General features: G+C 62.1%; 19 protein-coding genes. 7 read left to right on the top strand and 12 right to left on the bottom strand.

Going from position 1 to position 17,328, the window contains the following annotated elements; translation table 11 throughout:
* Positions 1-11 precede the first annotated feature (11 nt).
* Together ABTV29_RS20660 and ABTV29_RS20655 are read left to right on the top strand one after the other, a co-directional pair.
* The gene (locus tag ABTV29_RS20660) at positions 12-1,124 is read left to right on the top strand and encodes a succinylglutamate desuccinylase/aspartoacylase family protein (protein WP_433766533.1); all 1,113 of its coding nucleotides are present in this window, start codon (positions 12-14) and stop codon (positions 1,122-1,124) included.
* Between the two features lie 160 nt (positions 1,125-1,284).
* Positions 1,285-2,001, top strand: coding sequence for an alpha/beta hydrolase (locus ABTV29_RS20655; protein ID WP_433766532.1), 717 nt, complete (start codon positions 1,285-1,287; stop codon positions 1,999-2,001).
* 3 nt (positions 2,002-2,004) lie between these two features.
* Here ABTV29_RS20655 and ABTV29_RS20650 read toward each other — a convergent pair whose 3' ends face one another.
* The 6 genes from ABTV29_RS20650 to ABTV29_RS20625 form a co-directional block, all read right to left on the bottom strand.
* Positions 2,005-2,568 (bottom strand): hypothetical protein, encoded by a 564-nt coding sequence (locus ABTV29_RS20650; protein WP_433766531.1) that lies wholly within the window; start codon positions 2,566-2,568, stop codon positions 2,005-2,007.
* Positions 2,569-2,662: 94 nt separating this feature from the next.
* On the bottom strand, positions 2,663-2,935 hold the full coding sequence (locus tag ABTV29_RS20645) for a type II toxin-antitoxin system RelE/ParE family toxin (protein ID WP_433766530.1): 273 nt from the start codon (positions 2,933-2,935) through the stop codon (positions 2,663-2,665).
* Positions 2,928-3,116 (bottom strand): type II toxin-antitoxin system RelB family antitoxin, encoded by a 189-nt coding sequence (relB, locus tag ABTV29_RS20640; protein WP_433766529.1) that lies wholly within the window; start codon positions 3,114-3,116, stop codon positions 2,928-2,930. The genes ABTV29_RS20645 and relB overlap by 8 nt, the downstream gene beginning before the upstream one ends.
* A gap of 244 nt (positions 3,117-3,360) precedes the next feature.
* Positions 3,361-3,687 (bottom strand): putative quinol monooxygenase, encoded by a 327-nt coding sequence (locus ABTV29_RS20635; RefSeq protein WP_433766528.1) that lies wholly within the window; start codon positions 3,685-3,687, stop codon positions 3,361-3,363.
* Between the two features lie 30 nt (positions 3,688-3,717).
* On the bottom strand, positions 3,718-4,389 hold the full coding sequence (locus ABTV29_RS20630) for a glutathione S-transferase family protein (RefSeq protein ID WP_433766527.1): 672 nt from the start codon (positions 4,387-4,389) through the stop codon (positions 3,718-3,720).
* An 83-nt stretch (positions 4,390-4,472) separates the two neighbouring features.
* A complete protein-coding gene (locus tag ABTV29_RS20625) occupies positions 4,473-5,264 on the bottom strand; it encodes a hypothetical protein (protein WP_433766526.1) in 792 nt (263 codons plus the stop codon).
* Between the two features lie 249 nt (positions 5,265-5,513).
* On the opposite strand from ABTV29_RS20625, the gene ABTV29_RS20620 reads away from it, so the two are divergent.
* A complete protein-coding gene (locus ABTV29_RS20620) occupies positions 5,514-6,833 on the top strand; it encodes an Nramp family divalent metal transporter (protein WP_433766525.1) in 1,320 nt (439 codons plus the stop codon).
* An 84-nt stretch (positions 6,834-6,917) separates the two neighbouring features.
* On the opposite strand, the gene ABTV29_RS20615 is transcribed toward ABTV29_RS20620, so the two are convergent.
* On the bottom strand, positions 6,918-7,820 hold the full coding sequence (locus ABTV29_RS20615) for a LysR substrate-binding domain-containing protein (RefSeq protein ID WP_433766524.1): 903 nt from the start codon (positions 7,818-7,820) through the stop codon (positions 6,918-6,920).
* Between the two features lie 112 nt (positions 7,821-7,932).
* Between ABTV29_RS20615 and ABTV29_RS20610 the strand changes: the two genes are divergently transcribed.
* Together ABTV29_RS20610 and ABTV29_RS20605 are read left to right on the top strand one after the other, a co-directional pair.
* A complete protein-coding gene (locus tag ABTV29_RS20610) occupies positions 7,933-8,682 on the top strand; it encodes an SDR family NAD(P)-dependent oxidoreductase (protein WP_433766523.1) in 750 nt (249 codons plus the stop codon).
* 18 nt (positions 8,683-8,700) lie between these two features.
* Complete coding sequence (locus ABTV29_RS20605; protein WP_433766522.1) at positions 8,701-9,303, top strand: NADPH-dependent F420 reductase; 603 nt, start codon at positions 8,701-8,703, stop codon at positions 9,301-9,303.
* Positions 9,304-9,516: 213 nt separating this feature from the next.
* Here ABTV29_RS20605 and ABTV29_RS20600 read toward each other — a convergent pair whose 3' ends face one another.
* From ABTV29_RS20600 to ABTV29_RS20590, 3 genes are read right to left on the bottom strand one after another with little or no spacing between them, the layout of a single operon-like run.
* Positions 9,517-10,698, bottom strand: a complete 1,182-nt coding sequence (locus tag ABTV29_RS20600) for an acetyl-CoA C-acetyltransferase (RefSeq protein WP_433766521.1) — start codon at positions 10,696-10,698, stop codon at positions 9,517-9,519.
* An 11-nt stretch (positions 10,699-10,709) separates the two neighbouring features.
* Positions 10,710-11,375, bottom strand: a complete 666-nt coding sequence (locus tag ABTV29_RS20595) for a CoA transferase subunit B (protein ID WP_033042175.1) — start codon at positions 11,373-11,375, stop codon at positions 10,710-10,712.
* Positions 11,376-11,411: 36 nt separating this feature from the next.
* Positions 11,412-12,110, bottom strand: a complete 699-nt coding sequence (locus ABTV29_RS20590) for a CoA transferase subunit A (RefSeq protein ID WP_056854522.1) — start codon at positions 12,108-12,110, stop codon at positions 11,412-11,414.
* Between the two features lie 306 nt (positions 12,111-12,416).
* On the opposite strand from ABTV29_RS20590, the gene ABTV29_RS20585 reads away from it, so the two are divergent.
* Positions 12,417-13,313: a LysR substrate-binding domain-containing protein gene (locus ABTV29_RS20585; RefSeq protein WP_433766520.1), complete on the top strand. Its 897-nt coding sequence runs from the start codon at positions 12,417-12,419 to the stop codon at positions 13,311-13,313.
* Between the two features lie 121 nt (positions 13,314-13,434).
* On the opposite strand, the gene ABTV29_RS20580 is transcribed toward ABTV29_RS20585, so the two are convergent.
* Positions 13,435-14,277 (bottom strand): NAD-dependent protein deacetylase, encoded by an 843-nt coding sequence (locus tag ABTV29_RS20580; RefSeq protein WP_433766519.1) that lies wholly within the window; start codon positions 14,275-14,277, stop codon positions 13,435-13,437.
* Positions 14,278-14,395: 118 nt separating this feature from the next.
* The gene (locus ABTV29_RS20575) at positions 14,396-15,442 is read right to left on the bottom strand and encodes a class I SAM-dependent methyltransferase (protein WP_433766518.1); all 1,047 of its coding nucleotides are present in this window, start codon (positions 15,440-15,442) and stop codon (positions 14,396-14,398) included.
* Positions 15,443-15,930: 488 nt separating this feature from the next.
* Here ABTV29_RS20575 and ABTV29_RS20570 point away from each other — a divergent pair, with 488 nt between their 5' ends.
* Positions 15,931-17,265, top strand: a complete 1,335-nt coding sequence (locus ABTV29_RS20570) for an acetamidase/formamidase family protein (RefSeq protein ID WP_433766517.1) — start codon at positions 15,931-15,933, stop codon at positions 17,263-17,265.
* The last annotated feature ends 63 nt before the right edge of the window (positions 17,266-17,328 follow it).

Genomic DNA, 17,328 nt, shown 5'->3' with positions numbered 1-17,328 from the left:
GGAGTTCCCCCATGCAACGCATCGACCACCCGCTTCCCTGGAGTCACCTCGGCACCGAGCGCACGCTGAGTGTGTTTCGCTACGGCACAGGCACTCGCAAGGTCTACATCCAGGCCAGCCTGCACGCCGATGAGCTGCCGGGCATGCGTACCGCCTGGGAACTGAAAAAGCGCCTGGCCGAACTGGAGAGCCAGGGCCATTTGCAGGGTGTGATCGAATTGGTGCCGGTGGCCAATCCCATCGGCCTCGATCAGCACCTGCAAGGCAGCCACATGGGCCGTTTCGAGCTGGGCAGCGGCAAGAATTTCAATCGTGCGTTCGTCGAGCTCAGCGCGCCGGTGGCGCAGTTGATCGGTGATCGCCTGGGCAACGATGCCGAGGCCAATATCGCGCTGATCCGTAAGACCATGGGCCAGGTACTCGACGACCTGCCGGCACCGGCTTCACAGCTGGAAGCCATGCATCGCCTGCTGCTGCGCCATGCCTGCGATGCCGATATCACCCTCGATCTGCATTGCGACTTCGATGCAGCGATTCATATCTACGCCTTGCCCCAGCATTGGCCGCAATGGCAATCCCTGGCGGCGCGCCTGAAGGCCGGCGTGGCACTGCTGTGTGAAGATTCCGGCGGCAGTTCTTTCGACGAATCCTGTTCCTCGCCATGGCTGCGTCTGGCCCGAGCCTTCCCCGATGCGGCAATCCCACCGGCCAACCTGGCGACCACCCTGGAGCTGGGGAGCATGGGCGACACCCGGGTCGACCAGGCGCAGGCCAATTGCGAAGCGATTCTGGGTTTTCTTGCCGAGCAGGGATTCATCACGGGCACCTGGCCGGCGGCCCCCGCGGAGTGCTGCGAAGGCATGCCGTTCGAGGGCACCCAGTACCTGTTCGCACCTCATCATGGCGTGGTCAGTTTCCTGCGCGAGGCCGGAGAGTGGGTGGAGAAGGGCGATGCTCTGTTCGAGGTGGTCGACCCGCTGAACGACAAGGTCACCACCGTGCGCGCCGGGACCAGCGGTGTGCTGTTTGCCATTGATCGCGGGCGTTATACCCAGCCGGGAACCTGGCAGGCGAAGGTGGCGGGGCGCGAGCCGATTCGGGCTGGCAAGCTGATCAACGACTGACGCTGAATCCCTGTAGGAGCTGTCGAGTGCAACGAGGCTGCGATCTTTCAAGAGTAAAGATCAAAAGATCGCAGCCTGCGGCAGCTCCTACAGGGGGCGCGTCTGGCCGGAAAGAGATGTTAGGCTCACCTCGAATCCTGCGCTCTGTGAAGGAAGACTCATGCTGAAATTTCTTGCTCTGCTCACCTTGCTGGCATCCGCCGCTGTCCACGCTCAAACCCCGCTGCAAACCGATCTGCCGCTCAAGTATCTGGAGCAGGCCACCCCCGATTCCCACGATCAGCCCCTGGTGATTTTCCTGCATGGTTACGGCAGTAACGAGCAGGACCTGTTCGGCATGAAGGATGAATTGCCCGCGTCATACACCTACCTGTCGGTGCGGGCGCCGATGGTGATGGAGGAGGGCAGTTACCAGTGGTTTCGCAAGAAGGGCGAAGGCGCCTACAACGGTGAGACCGATGATCTGAAGAGCAGTGGCCAGTTGCTGTTGGATTTCATCGCGAAGGCCGCGCAGAAATATCACACCGAACCGGACAAGGTGTATCTGGTGGGGTTCAGCCAGGGCGCGATCATGTCCTACGAAGTCGCCCTGCGCCATCCCGAGGCGGTGGGCGGGATCGCGGCCTTGAGCGGGCGGATTCTGCCGGTGCTCAGGTCCGAGCTGAAGCCGGATGAAAAACGCCAGTCGCTGGCGATTTTCATCGGTCATGGCACGGCGGACAAACGCCTGCCGTACAGCGACGGCACCGAGGCCAACAGCCTGTTGCAGAGCGTGTCACTGGAACCTGAGTTTCACGCCTATCAGGGTGTCGGCCATAACATCAGTGCCGAAGAATTGCAGGACTTGAGCGCCTGGTTGCAACGCCTCAATCCCTGAAGCTTATTTGCCGCTGACGATCTGCTTGATCAGTGTTTCGTGGGCCGCCATGTCGCCGGGACGGGAAATCACCTGAATCACCGTCATGTGGCTGCCGGACGCGGCCATCAGGGTGGTGTTGAGGGTCATGCCGCCACCCTGAGTGGCGGTGCTGTCCACCTGACGCACGCCCAGGCCGCTGCTTTTGAGGGTCAGGCTCTTTTCGCTGAGTTTGTTGTAGTCCGGCAACGCCTTGCGTTGTGCGGCGTCGAAGTCGGCCGCGGTGCCATCAAGGAATGCGCCGTCATTGTCCTTGACCGTGGTGCCCTCCGGCAGACTGTTCTGCGCGGCGATGATCACGGTCTTGGTGGTCTCGTTGGCGTACATGGTGCCGCTCGCGCCATTGTTGCTCGGCAGCGCATTGGCAACGAAGCCCTTGGGCAGCGTGAAGGTGAACTTGCCGTCGAGCATCGAGACCTTTTGCACCGGCGCCTCTTTCTTGGCCGTGGCCGCGTGCGCATTCAGAGCTCCAAAAGTGGCAGCTGCCGCCAGCAGCAGGGCGACGGCTTTTTTACTCAACAGTGACATTCGGAATCTCCAGGGATGGTTGCGCGGTGGGGCGCGATCATCCCATGGAGGCTGGAAGGCATTCCAGTGTGGGCTAACGGACGGTCATTGATGCTCAGGTCGAGGGATATTCCTGTCTTGCGTGCACAACACTCACAATCTCGATTCGATCCGTCACTTGGTAAATCACCAGATAGTTGGGATGAACCACGATTTCCCTGGTTCCGGGTACCCGACCGAGTCGATAGAGATAGGGGTGTTCGAGCAGTGCTGTTGTAGAAGTCTCAATGCTCTGGAACAGCTCAATAGCTGCTTCTGGGTTGAGATCGCGAATGTAACTGAGGATTTTCCGTAGTTCGGCCCGAGCTTCGGGCCGCCATTCAACCATTGCGCTTGTTGCGCTTTGCCTCGAGAAGGGCGCGCATTTCAGCCATCACTTGATCGTGCGGGATGCTCGGGCGCGGATCATCCAGCGAAGCCTGTACCTTGGCGCGGAACCAGCGGTCATAGCTGGCGGCCTGTTCTTCAGTTTCGAACTCGGAAACCAGTGGGGAAAGCGGGGTGCTCATGGTGACCTCCAGGATCAATGTGCATCAGTCTAATGAGGATGTGGCGGGCTGTCGCCTCCGGGTGGATGAAGCGCCCCCGGAGCGAACAACGGACCGAATCGTAAACAGCCCGCTTCCGACGCCCAACCCGAAAATCCCGTGGGACAAATCCTCGATTTTCGATGCTTGTCAGACCTTGTAGGACTTCAAAAACACATGCAGCCCTCGCGACGAGGGACATCCCTCGCCGCAAGAGCTTGTGCGATCACACTTCCCGCCGTACCGGATAGCTCTTGATCACCTCCAGGAACTCGATCCGGCGTTCGCTGGCCAGCAGCTCCGGCAGCAACCGTTCGTATTCCTGGCGATACGGCTTGTTCAGGTGACGAGTGATGAAGTCTTCCTTGCTGCAGTTCCAGGTTTCGTACAACACCAGGGTGTTTGGATCATCCTGGAGCTGGTGTACCCAGGTGTTGACGAAGTCCGGCTCGGCCGACATCTGGTGCACGACGTCCAGCAGGCGTTCCCTGGTTTCGGCGAAGCGTTCCGGTCTGGACGGCAGGTAAACGATAAACGCGACTTGATCACTCATTTCATCACCTCTGAACAGGGTAATCGGCGATTAGGCCTGGTTTTGCGGGAACAGGTTGCGACGGGTTTCTTCGTCGAATTCGGCCTTCAGCACCAGTTTCTCTTTCAGGCCCAGAGCGCGCTGGGCGGCCGGGCGGGCGCTGATCTCATCGAACAGCCGCTTGACGTTAGGGTAGGCCGCCAGGCCGTTCTCGCCGAGGATGTACGGCGCGTAGTTGGCCCAGCCCCAGAGGGCCATGTCGGCGATGCTGTAGGTGTCGCCTGCCAGGTATTGATGGTCGGCCAGACGCTGGTCGAGCACACGGTAATGGCGTTCGACTTCCTTGAAGTAACGGTTCTTGGCGTACGGCAGGTCTTCGGGTGCGTGATGCAGGAAGTGCACGGCCTGGCCGGAGAACGGCGACAGGCCGGTGGCGATGAACATCAGCCACGACAGCAGTTCGGCATTGCCGGCGGCGCTGGTCGGAAGGAAGCGCTGATGTTTTTGCGCCAGGTGCAGCAGGATCGCCTGGGAGTCGAAGACCGTGGCGTCGCCATCGACCAGCGCCGGTACCTTGGCGTTCGGATTGATGGCCAGGAAGGCCGGCAGATGCTGCTCGCCCTTGAAGGTGTCGACGCCAATCAGCTCGTAAGGCGTTTGCAGTTCTTCGAGCAGCAGGGCGACTTTCATTGGGTTGGGCGAAGGGTGGAAAAAGAATTTCATGGTGAAGGCCTCAGTCGGTAGGGGTTGTGAACTGAGGCTGATGTTGAGGGAAACCTGTTCGAATGACGTACGGAGTTGTTGGGCTATTCGTGCGAAGGTATCGAACGTGTTGCGCTGCTATTGGCAGTGCTTTTAAGCAGGCGTTTGGTCACGCCCAGCATCGCCACCGACACCGCGACACTGACGACAAACGCGCTCATCCCCATGCTGGGCAGGGTCAATGCCAATACCAGGCAGAACGCCGAGAACGAATACATGCCAGTGGCGGTCGCCCGCAGCAGCGCCGCGGTAAAGGCCGGGCCGCGGGTTTGCTGGGAGAACACCGCCATCACGCTGCCCAGCACCGGGAACACCGCAAGCAGTCCGCTCCAGCGGTCGCCCACGGTACTGGCGAGCAAGGTGACGGCCAGGGTCAGCAGGGCGCCGGCAATCATGCGCAGCAGCAGTTTGTCGGACTTCGGCGCGGGGCCGGAAACGATCGGCTGCACCGAGGGAAACAGGTAGGGCGAGGCCAGGAGGGCGGTGGCGGCGGCAATTACCGAGACCGTTAGCGATGGCGGGATCAGCGACAGCACCACGGCGACCAGCGCCCACACCGACAGCGAAACGCTCAACGCCAGCGGCCATCCCGTGCGTTGCGCGACCTGGGCATAGGTCACGCAGAAAGAAATCATCGCGAACATCGCCGACAGCGCCGCCAATGCCGATTGCGCCGCAAACAGTTCGCCCTGTTCGATGGCGAGGAAGAACAGAATCGGCCCGACCACCACCGGCAATCCCGACAACCAGCCCGCCACGCTCGGCCCCCAGCGTTTGCCCGCCAGGGAAATCAGCAGCAGGAATCCTGGAATCACCAGCAGTTTGAGCATCAGCACGGGAACGTCTCCAACTTGTGTCAGGCTGAAACATTAACAGGATTGTCTTTGTTGAATACAATTTTTGTATACAAAAAAGCCCTCTTGTAGGAGCGAGCTCGCTCGCGAAAAACGTCCTGGCAACGCAGTCATCCAGGCAGCCCGCGTCATCGTTGACGTTCATCGCGAGCAGGGCTCGCTCCTACAGGTGTTGCGCGTGCTTCGGAACGTCTAAGCTGGGCACCTTCCCACCTGCTGACGGACCATCGCGTGAATTTCAGTTTGCCCAAAGTCGGTACCGCGCCGTTCTGCCCGCCCGAAGTCGCGGGCAGCGTCGCCGTCGATCCCCGTGCGTCATTTTTCAAACGTGTCCTGCGCTTCGCCGGCCCCGGCTTGCTGGTGTCCATCGGCTACATGGACCCGGGCAACTGGGCGACGGCCATCGAGGCCGGGTCGCGGTTTGGCTACAGCCTGTTGTTCGTGGTGCTGCTGGCCAGCCTGGCGGGGATGGTGGTGCAGTGTCTGTGCTCGCGGTTGGGCATTGCCACCGGGCGTGATCTGGCGCAGCTGTGCCGCGAACGCTACAGCACGGGAACGGCACGCACCCAATGGGTGCTGGCGGAGATCTCGATCATCGCCACCGACCTGGCCGAAGTGCTGGGTTGTGCCCTGGCGTTCCATTTGTTGCTGGGGTGTTCGCTGACTTTCGGCATTGCCCTCACGGCGTTCGACACCTTGTTGGTCCTGGCCCTGCAAAACCGTGGCTTCCGCCGTCTGGAGGCGATCATGCTGGTGCTGGTGGCGACCATCGGCGCGTGTTTCTTCGTCGAACTGCTGCTGATCAAACCCTACTGGCCGGATGTGGCCCAGGGCTTCAGCCCGTCATTGTCCGCCATCGCCGATGCCGCGCCGCTGTACCTGGCCATCGGCATTCTCGGCGCCACGGTGATGCCGCATAACCTCTACCTGCACACCTCGATCGTGCAGACACGGTTGATCGGCAAGGATCAGGCGAGCAAGCAGGACGCGGTGAAGCTGGCGCGTATCGACACCATCGGCTCCCTGGCCCTGGCGCTGCTGGTCAACGCGGCGATCCTGATCCTCGCTGCCGCTGCGTTTCACCAGAGCGGGCATACCGACGTGGTCGACATCCAGGACGCCTATCACTTGCTCGATCCGCTGGTGGGTGGCGCGTTGGCCAGTGTGCTGTTTGGCGTTGCGTTGCTGGCGTCGGGGCAGAGCTCGACCTTCACCGGCACCATTGCCGGCCAGGTGATCATGGAAGGCTTCCTGAACCTGCGCTTGCCGTGCTGGCAACGGCGCCTGATCACCCGTGGGCTGGCGCTGATCCCGGCATTCATTGGCGTGTGGCTGATGGGTGACGATGCGGTGGGCAAGCTGTTGGTGTTGAGCCAGGTGGTGCTGAGCCTGCAGTTGCCGTTTGCGCTGTATCCGCTGATTCGCATGACCAATGATCAGAAACTGATGGGGCCCTTTGTGAATTGGCTGCCGACGCGGGTGTTGGCCTGGGGGCTTTTTGTGGTGATCAGCGGGGCTAACAGCTGGTTGATCCTGCAGCTTTTTGGGTGAATGTACCGGCCTCTTCGCGAGCAGGCTCGCTCCCACAGTTGGAATGCATTTCCCTGTAGGAGCGAGCCTGCTCGCGATGAACGATTACGCGGTCCCCCTCTGAAACGCCTCAACCACAAACTCAATAAACACCCGGGTCTTGGCCGGCATCAACGTCCGGCTCGGGTAGTACAACGAAATCACCCCCGCATCCCCATGCCAGTCAGGCAACAGGCGCACCAGCTCGCCGCGCTGGATGTTCGGCAAGACATCGGACAGCACCAGCAACGTCACCCCCAGCCCAAGAACCGCGGCTTCGCGCATGGCCGCCGGATCGTTGAGCACGATGTTTTCGTTCATGTTGGCCGGCATTTCATTGCCCGCAGCATCGCGCATGAGCCACTGGCGAATGCGCCCGGTGCGGGTGCCGCGCATCACGATGCCTTGATGCCGGGACAAATCCGCCGGACTGGCAGGTGCGGTGGTTGAAGCCAGATAGGCCGGGGATGCCACCGCCACCACCTGCGCTGGCGCCAGGGTTCTGGAGATGACCCCCGGCGTCAGTTCGAAACCACCGCCGATGGCGGCGTCGTAACCTTCGGCGATCAGGTCCACGGCGCGGTTCTCGAAATGCCATTCCGGGCGGATCAGCGGGTAGCGCGCCAGGAATGCCGGCAGCAACGGCAGGATCTGGCCGATGCCGAAGGTGGGCGCCAGGCTGACCTTGAGTACTCCAGCCGGTTCGCCCTGGTCGGTGGTGACCGCATTGATCGCCGCCTGCAACGCCTCCAGATTGCCGCCGATGTTGGCCAGGAAGCTTTCGCCGGCCTCGGTCAGGGACAACTTGCGGGTCGAGCGCTGGAACAGGCGCACGCCGATATTGCGCTCGAGGGCCGCCACGTTGCGGCTGACGGCGGCCGGGGTCAGGGCGAGCAAACGGGCGGCTGCGGAAAAGCTCCCGGTTTCGGCGCTACGCACAAAGGATTCGAGGTTGGCGAGGGTTTCCATGACGCTACCTGCTAGTAATGCTTGAAAATCATTCAAGCCATTACCGACTAATCACGTGCCAATGGCAAGTGCAGTATTCACTCCATCCCCAACCCACGGAGTGAAAAGCACCATGACGTCTCATCTTCCCCTTGCCGGCAAAACCGCATTGGTCACCGGCGGTTCCCGTTCCATCGGTGCGGCCATTGCCAAGCGCCTGGCCGCCGACGGTGCCAGCGTCGTGCTGACCTTCAGCGCATCGCCGGCCAAAGCCTTCGAGGTGGTACAGGCCATCGAAGCCGCTGGCGGCCGCGCCCTGGCGATTGCCGCCGACGCTGGTGATCCGGTGGCGGTGCGCGGGGCGGTGACGCGCACCCTCGAAGCGTTCGGCAGCCTCGACATCCTGGTCAACAACGCCGGCATTGCCCTTGGCGGGCCGATCGAAGACATCAGCTTCGATGACTACCAACGCATGATCGCGGTCAACGTCACCGGTGTGTTTGTCGCCACCCAGGAAGCGGCGCGCACCATGAAGGCGGGAGGGCGGATCATTCACATCGGTTCGTCGATGACCCATTACGCCGCGTTCCCCACCGCGTCGCTCTACACCCTGACCAAGGGCGCCATCGCCGGTTTCAACCGCAGCCTGGCCCGTGATCTGGGACCCAAGGGCATCACCGTCAACACGGTTCACCCGGGCCCGACCGACACCGACATGAACCCGGACGGCGGTCCCGTCAGCGAAATCGTCGGCCCCGGCATCGCCATCGGCCGTTATGGCAAACCCGAAGACATCGCCAGCGTCGTGGCCTTTCTGGCCAGCCCTGACGCGGCGTTCGTCACGGCCGCCGACATCATTGCCGACGGCGGCTTTACCGCCTGATCAACCGAGGAAAGCAGCATGAGTACGATTGGAATCATCGGCGCCGGCGCCATCGGTGCAGCCTTCGCCCGGGCACTGTCGCGCCAGGGCATTGAAGTGGTCATCGCCAACAGCCGCGGGCCGCAGTCCCTGGCTGATCTGGTCGCCGAATTGGGGCCGACCGCACGGGCCGGCACCCGCGAAGAAGCCGCAGCGCAAGCCATCGTGCTGGTCGCGGTGAACTGGTCGAAGTTGCCGACCGCGCTGGCCGGGTTGCCGGATTTCGGCGGGCAGATCGTGATCGATGCGAACAACCCGATCGAGGCGCCGCTGTTCAAGGCGGTGGATCTGCAGGGCCGGGTGTCCAGTGAAGTGTTTGCCGAGTGGGTGCCGGGGGCGCGGGTGGTGAAGGCGTTCAATCACCTTCAGGCGCATCTGGTCGATGGCGATCCGGCGGCGGAGGGCGGTCGCAGGGTGCTGTTCTTTTCGGGGGATTCGGCACAGGCCAAGGTTGAAGTGGCGGCGTTGATCGAGCGCCTGGGGTTCTTCGGCGTTGATCTGGGGTCGTTGAATGTCGGCGGGCGGCTGGTGCAGTTTCCGGGAGGGCCGTTGCCGGCGTTGAATCTGGTGAAGTTTGCCTGAAACGACATCTGCACCCTGTAGGAGCGAGCATGCTCGCGATGGACGCCAACGATAACGCGTGCTGCCTGACAGCCCGCTTTATCCGAACCTCCATCGCGAGCATGCTCGCTCCTACAGGAGAACAAAAAATAACCCGGTGTAACCGAAGTTACACCGGGTGTTTTTCCAGCCTGCGCGGCTCTTCGTGGGTCCCCGCGCAGTCTGTTGAACGCTTTACGCTCGTTCGATCGCCAGGGCCACGCCCTGACCACCACCAATGCACAGGGTAGCCAGGCCTTTCTTGGCGTCGCGCTTGATCATTTCATGCAGCAAGGTCACCAGCACGCGGCAGCCCGAGGCACCGATCGGGTGGCCCAGGGCGATGGCGCCGCCGTTGACGTTGACCTTGTTCAAGTCCCATTCCAGGTCCTTGGCCACGGCCAGCGATTGTGCGGCGAAGGCTTCGTTGGCTTCGATCAGGTCCAGCTGATCGATGGACCAGCCAGCCTTGTCGAGGCAGCGGCGGGTCGCCGACACCGGGCCGATGCCCATGATCGCCGGGTCCACGCCCGCGTTGGCGTAGGCGGCGATTTTTGCCAGTACCGGCAGGCCCAGGGCCTTGGCTTTTTCGGCGCTCATCAGGATCACCGCGGCGGCACCGTCGTTCAGCGACGAAGCGTTGCCGGCGGTCACCGAACCGTCCTTTTTAAAGGCCGGCTTGAGCTTGCCCAGGGATTCGGCGGTGGTGCCGGCCCGTGGTTGCTCGTCGGTGGCGAAGGACAACGGGTCGCCCTTGCGCTGCGGGATCAGGATCGGCGTGATCTCCTCGACAAACCGCCCGGCTTCGATGGCGGCCGTGGCTTTCTGCTGCGAGGCGGCGGCGAAGGCGTCCTGCTGTTCGCGACTGATGCCGTACTTATCCACCAGGTTCTCGGCGGTGATGCCCATGTGGTAATCGTTGAACGCATCCCACAGGCCGTCGCTGATCATGGTGTCGACGATTTGCGAGTGACCCATGCGTAGGCCGGTGCGGGCGCCGGGGATCACGTAGTTGGCCAGGCTCATGCTTTCCTGGCCGCCGGCGATGATCACGTCGGCGTCGCCGCAACGGATCGCCTGGGTGGCCAGGTGCAGGGCCTTGAGGCCCGAGCCGCAGACCTTGTTCAGGGTCATGGCCGGAACGGCGACAGGCAGGCCGGCCTTGATCGAGGCCTGGCGGGCAGGGTTCTGCCCGGCGCCGGCGGTCAATACCTGGCCCATGATGACTTCATCGACTTCGGCAGGGTTCAGACCGGTTTGCGCCAACAACTGACGGATAACCGCTGCGCCCAGGTCCACGGCGGACACATTGGCCAGGGCACCCTGGAAGCTGCCGATCGCGGTACGCGTGGCGGCAACAATGACGACTTCTTGCATGGAATGATTCCTCACTGGTCAGCGAACTGCATTTCCGGAACGTGGTCCGGGACGATCAGTTTACCGGCGGTTTTGGCGACGATCTCTTCAACGCTGACGCCAGGTGCGCGTTCCTTGAGGACAAATGCGCCATTTTCGATTTCCAGGTAGGCCAGGTCCGTCAGCACGCGCTTGATGCAGCCGGCGCCGGTCAGCGGCAGGCTGCACTGGGACAGGAGCTTGGACTCACCGTCCTTGGACGCGTGGGTCATGATCACGATGATGTTGTCGGCGCCGGCCACCAGGTCCATCGCACCGCCCATGCCCTTGACCAGCTTGCCGGGAATCATCCACGAAGCGATGTTGCCTTGCACATCCACTTCAAAGGCGCCCAGCACGGTCAGGTCGACATGGCCGCCGCGAATCATCGCGAAGGACTCGGCCGAGGAGAAGATCGACGCGCCGATGCGCGCGGTCACGGTTTGCTTGCCGGCGTTGATCATGTCGGCATCGATGGTTTCTTCGGTAGGAAACGGACCCATGCCCAGCAGGCCGTTTTCCGACTGCAGCATGACTTCCATGCCTTCGGGGATGTAGTTGGCAACCAGGGTCGGAATGCCGATGCCCAGGTTCACGTAGAAGCCGTCCTGCATTTCACGGGCGACGCGTTGAGCCATTTGTTCGCGGGAAAGTGCCATTGTTGTTATTCCTTCATTCGGTCCGGGGGCAGGGGATCACTTGCGTACGGTGCGCTGTTCGATGCGCTTCTCGAACGTGCCGCAGATGATCCGGTCGACGTAGATGCCAGGGGTGTGGATCTGCGCCGGGTCCAGCTCGCCGGGTTCGACGATTTCTTCGACTTCGACCACGGTGATCTTGCCGGCGGTGGCGGCCAGCGGGTTGAAGTTCTGGGCGGTGTGGCGGTAGATGACGTTACCGAAATGGTCGGCTTTCCAGCCTTTGACGATGGCGAAGTCGCCGGTGATGGATTCTTCCATCAGGTACTTGCGGCCATGGAATTCGCGCACTTCCTTGCCTTCGGCAACCGGGGTGCCGACGCCGGTGGCGGTAAAGAAGGCCGGGATACCGGCGCCGCCTGCGCGCATTTTTTCGGCGAGGGTGCCTTGCGGGGTCAGGATGACTTCGATTTCGCCCTTGAGCAGTTGCTCTTCGAACAGCTTGTTCTCGCCGACGTAGGAGGCCACCACCTTGCTGATCTGGCGGTCTGTCAGCAGTACGCCCAGGCCGAAACCATCGACGCCGCAGTTGTTGGAGACCACGGTGAGGTTGCGAGTGCCCTTGCGCTTGATCTCGGCAATCAGGTTTTCCGGAATGCCGCACAGGCCGAAGCCGCCAGCGATCACGGTCATGCCGTCTTCAAGACCTGCCAGTGCTTCCTCGTAGGAACTCACGCGCTTGTCGAAACCTGCCATATGCACCTCTTTTATTCTTTGTGGGCGGCTGGCTAGCCGTATGGGGTTGAGTGTCTCGCTGTCGGATTTATTTGTTAAGTTGATTTTTAAGGTTGATTGATTGGTAATACTCAATAATGTAGCGACCAATGCTGGTCTGAGCGAATTCACTCCTGTAGGAGCTGCCGAAGGCTGCGATCTTTTGATCTTGTTTTTGACTGCATCGAGATCGCTGAAGATCAAGATCAAAAGATCGCAGCCTGTGGCAGCTCCTACAGTGGGCCTGTGTGATGTCGAATTAATGTAGTTAGCCTGAAGAGGTCGTGTATGACCGTTAAGCAGATCCGTGCCTTCCTCGCCGTGGCCCAGAGCCTGAGTTTCGCCGTGGCTTGCGAGCGCCTTCACCTGTCGCAATCGGCCTTGAGCCTGACCATCAAGGCGCTGGAGGACGGCCTTGGCGGGCGCTTGTTCACCCGCAACACGCGCAATGTCGCGCTGACCGCCGAGGGCGAAGCCCTGGTGCCGCTGGCGCGCCGCTTGATTGCCGACTGGGATAACGCCGAGGATGAATTGCGCCAGCGTTTCACCTTGCAACGCGGCCGCGTGACCCTGGCGGCGATGCCATCTTTTGCCGGCAACCTGCTGCCGCCGATGCTCAAGACCTTCCGCGCCCGCTATCCGAACGTGAATGTCACGGTCAACGACGTGATCAACGAGCAGGTGCTGGAAATGGTCCGCGACCGCCAGGTGGAACTGGGCGTGGCGTTCGAGCCGACCCAGAGTACATCGCTGCACTTTACCCCGCTGTACATCGACCGGTTCGTGGCCGTGGTGCCTCAGGATTCGCCGCTGGTCGAGCGGGATGAAATCGATTGGCAGGCCTTGCTCAGGGAACCGTTCATTACTTTGCAGCGGCCATCGACGTTGCGGGTGATGCTGGAAGAACACTTGCAGGCCCGGGGCATGAAACTGCCGGTGGAGTTTGAAAGCCATCAATTGGCGACCGTCGGGCGCATGGTCGCCAGCGGATTGGGCGTGAGCGCGGTGCCGGCCTTGTGCGCCGGGCAGATGCGCGAACTGGGGGCGCGCTGCATCACCCTGCGCGATCCGGTGGTGGAGCGGGCCATTGGTGTGCTGACCTTGCCGGGGGCAGAGCTGTCGGCGGCGGCGCAGGCGTTGTTTGATGTGCTGAAAGAAGAGAATTTCGGCCAGCAACTTTCATGACCTGATCACCATCCACTGTGGGAGCGAGCCTGCTCGCGATGGCGGTGGGTCAGTCGATACTTATGCCAGACGTGCCGGCTTCATCGCGAGCAGGCTCGCTCCTACAGGGGGTTGGGTTCCGTCAGTTGTTGAGGCGTTGCGCCAACAGCGGCAAAAGCTGTTCGCACGACCCTTCGATCTTTAGATCCAGAATCTCGTCCGCCCGAGTCTTGCCCAAGTTGATCGCCAGCAGCGGCTTGCCCTGATCCACCACCGCCCGGCACAGGCGAAACGCCGAATACGCCATCAGCGACGAGCCGACCACCAGCAACCCCGCGGCCTTTTCCACCGAAGCCATGGCTTTTGCCGCGGTTGGCTGGGCAACGTTCTCGCCAAAGAACACCACGTCCGGCTTCATGCGCTGGCCCGTACAGTGCGGGCACTGCGGGACCTGAAAGCGCGCTTCGAAAGCGGCATCCAGCAACGTATCGCCGTCCGGCGCCTGCACCGCGTCGACACCGGCCAGGTATGGATTCTGCGCTTCCATCAATTGCTGGATCGAATCGCGTTCGCTGCGTTGGCCGCAGTCCAGGCACAACACCCGGTGCAGGCTGCCGTGCAGTTCGATCACGTCATGGCTGCCGGCCTGGTCGTGCAGGGTGTCGACGTTCTGGGTGATCAAGGCGCTGATCCGGCGGGTGCTTTGCAGGCGGGCGAGGGTGTCGTGGGCGACATTCGGCCGGGCCTGGCGCACTCGCGGCCAGCCGAGCATCGCCCGTGCCCAATAGCGCCGCCGGGATTCGGGTGCCGAGAGAAATTCCTGGTACATCATCGGCTGCCGGCCACGGCGTACGCCCTGGTTGTCGCGATAGTCGGGAATGCCTGACGGGGTACTGATACCCGCGCCGGTCAGGACCGCGAACGGCTCGTCGGCCATGAGTTGCCGGAGGCGGTCGAGCTGTTCGTGGATGAGGCTGTCGATCATCTTCAACACTCCGTGGACCCTGTAGGAGCGAGCTTGCTCGCGATGGTGTGTCAGTCAAAATCAATCTATCTGATACACCATCGCGAGCAAGCTCGCTCCTACAGACGGAATGCGATGCCTACTTACGAGCTTCCAGAATCAGGTTGAACGGCGTCTCCGTGGCCCGACGGAATGTGCTGAATCCCGCCTCGGTGAACACCTTGCGCAATCGCGCCTCGCCGGCCTGGGCGCCGAGGCCGAGACCAACTTCCTGGGACAGCGAGTTGGGTGTGCAGATGAATGTCGAGGCCGCATAGAACAGCCGGCCCACCGGATTGATGTTGTCGTCGAGGGCATCGTTGGCGAAGGGTTCCACCAGCAATACCGTGCCGTCCGGTTTCAGCGACTCGTAGGCATGTTTGGCCGCCCCTACCGGATCGCCCATGTCGTGCAGGCAATCGAAGTAGCAAATCAGGTCATAGTCGTCGCCGGGGTAACTTTTCGCCGTGCCCTGGAAGAATCGCGCGCGCCCGGAGACACCGCCTTCCTCGGCCCGCTGGGTAGCGACGGTGACGGAAGGGGCGTGGTAGTCGAAACCGACGAACCGTGATTCCGGAAACGCCTGGGCCATGATCACCGTGGAGGCGCCGTGTCCGCAGCCGATGTCCGCTACCTTGGCTCCCGCTGTAAGTTTTGCCACCACACCGTCGAGTGCGGGTAGCCATTCACTGATCAGGTGTGCCTTGTAGCCGGGGCGGAAGAACCGTTCGGTGCCGCTGAACATGCATGGATGGTGATCGCCCCAGGGCAGGCCGCCGTCGCCGCGCATGGCTTTGACCAGTTTGTCCTTGTCATGGAAAAGCGCCGCGACCACCCCGACACCCGCCGCGATGTAGACCGGCGAGTCTTCGATGGCCAGGGCCAGGGCCTGTTCTTCGGGAAGGCGAAACTGGCCGCCTGAGTGTTCCATATAGCCGGAGGCGGCATGGGCGCTGAGCCACTCGCGCACCAGCCGGGCGTTGCAGCCGGTCTTTTCGGCGAGAGCTTCGGGGCTGATCAACTGGCTGTCGGCCATGGCCCGGTACAGGCCAAGCTCTTCGCCAAGGATGACATTGGCCAGCATCGCCGCGCCGCCCATGTCATTGACCAGTTTGCCCATGAAGTCATTGAGTCTGGCCTCGTCCATCACGTGTGCTCCTTCAAGAGGATCACGGTCCAGAGGCATTGCTTGGGTATTCGCCGCTGGGCGGTGGTCGTGTGAATGGGCAGGGCGAAAGGCACGTCCTGCGTGCAGTAAGTTTAGTTCGGGGGCTAAACGGCGCTGCTTGGAACGACGAAAGTCCCTGTGGGAGCGGGCTTGCCCGCGATGAGGCCGCTAGATCCAGCATATTTGTTGTCTGACACAACGCCATCGCGGGCAAGCCCGCTCCCACAGGGATCATTGGCGCCCACAAGATTTGCATGTATCCCAATGTATCTAACAGCCCTCCCGATACAGTCCCCGGCAATTACCGACCCCCTCAGAACACAGACCAGACACAAACCTGCGATGAACTGTTCAGGCCGTTCTGGCGCCCTGAACCGTGGCGGCCAGAACCCTTTTCCTGGACGCCTTCGCCGGCGGCCGTTCGCTCCTGACTCTGTTCCGCGCCTGATGCGGTCAAGGGGACCATAATGACAACGCTTGTTCCTGAATCCACGCTCAACGCCACGCCGGTCGATCGCCTGCGAGTCGATCACTACACCCACGGCATCATCGGCCCGAGCCAGCCGATGCTCGGCCCGTTGGCCGATGGCGGCACCCTGATCACCGGCACACCGCCAGGCTGCTGGGGACCGATGATCACCCCGGCCTTCGAAGGCGGCCATGAAGTGACGCAGCCGGTGTACGTCGCCGGCGCGGAAATTGGCGATGCGGTGGCGATCAAGATCAAAAGCATGCGGGTCACGTCGCTGGCCACTTCGTCCGGGGTCATGGCCTTCGTCGAGGGGCGCTACAACGGCGACCCGTTCGTTGCCAAGTTCTGCTCCAAGTGCGGTACCGAACACCCGGCCAGCCATGTCGAAGGCATTGGCGAGGATGCGATTCGCTGCAACCACTGTGGCGCCGAAGTCAGCGCGTTCCGCTTCAGCCACGGGTATGTGATCGTGTTCGATGCGCAGAACCAGGTCAGCCTGACAGTCAATCAGGACATCGCCAATCAACTGGCCGGCAAGGCGTCCGAAATGTCGGCACTGCCGGAGTTCGCGGCCCAGCACTCGATCCTGTCCCTGGCCCGCGCCGACATCCCCGGCGTTGCCGCGCACATGCGGCCGTTCCTCGGCAACATCGGCACCATGCCGTCCCGCGACTTGCCCGACTCGCATAACTGCGCCGATTTCGGCCAGTACCTGATCAACGCCCCGCACCGTTTCGGCATGACCCGCGAAGAGCTGCACGCGGCCAAGACCGACGGCCACATGGACACAAACTCGATCCGCGAAGGTTGCGTGTTGATCTGCCCGGTGAAAGTCCCGGGCGCCGGGGTGTACATGGGCGACATGCATGCCCAGCAGGGCAACGGCGAGATCGCCGGGCACGCCACCGACTGCTCCGGGGAAACCGAAGTGGTGGTGGAGGTGGTGAAGAACCTCACGCTGGAAGGCCCGATCCTCCTGCAAAACCTCGACGACCTGCCACCGATGGCGCGCCCCATGAATGCCCAACAGCGGGCCAGCGTTCGCGCACTGGGCGAGCGTTGGGGCCAGCACGAGATCGAGCAGAGTGGCCCGATCACCTTCATCGGCAGCGGCGAAAACCTTAACCTGGCAGTGGAGAACGGCTTGCAGCGCGCCGCCGCCGTCACCGGCCTGCCGTATGACGAAGTGCTCAACCGCGCGACCATCACCGGCTCCATCGACATCAGCCGCCTGCCGGGCACCGTGCGCGTGACCTTCCTGTGCCCGATGAACGTGCTTGATCGCATGGGTATCGGCCATCTGGTGCGTGAGAAGTACGACCTGGCGTAATGCCTTTTCCAACGGGTTTGTACCCCAATGTGTACAGACCCGTTGCCGATACAAGTCCTGCCG

The sequence above is a fragment of the Pseudomonas putida genome (assembly GCF_050989985.1).
GTDB classification, from domain to species: Bacteria; Pseudomonadota; Gammaproteobacteria; order Pseudomonadales; family Pseudomonadaceae; genus Aquipseudomonas; species Aquipseudomonas putida_AI.
The sequence above is the reverse complement of the archived record's forward strand: the minus strand, read 5'-3'. Positions and strand labels throughout refer to the sequence as shown.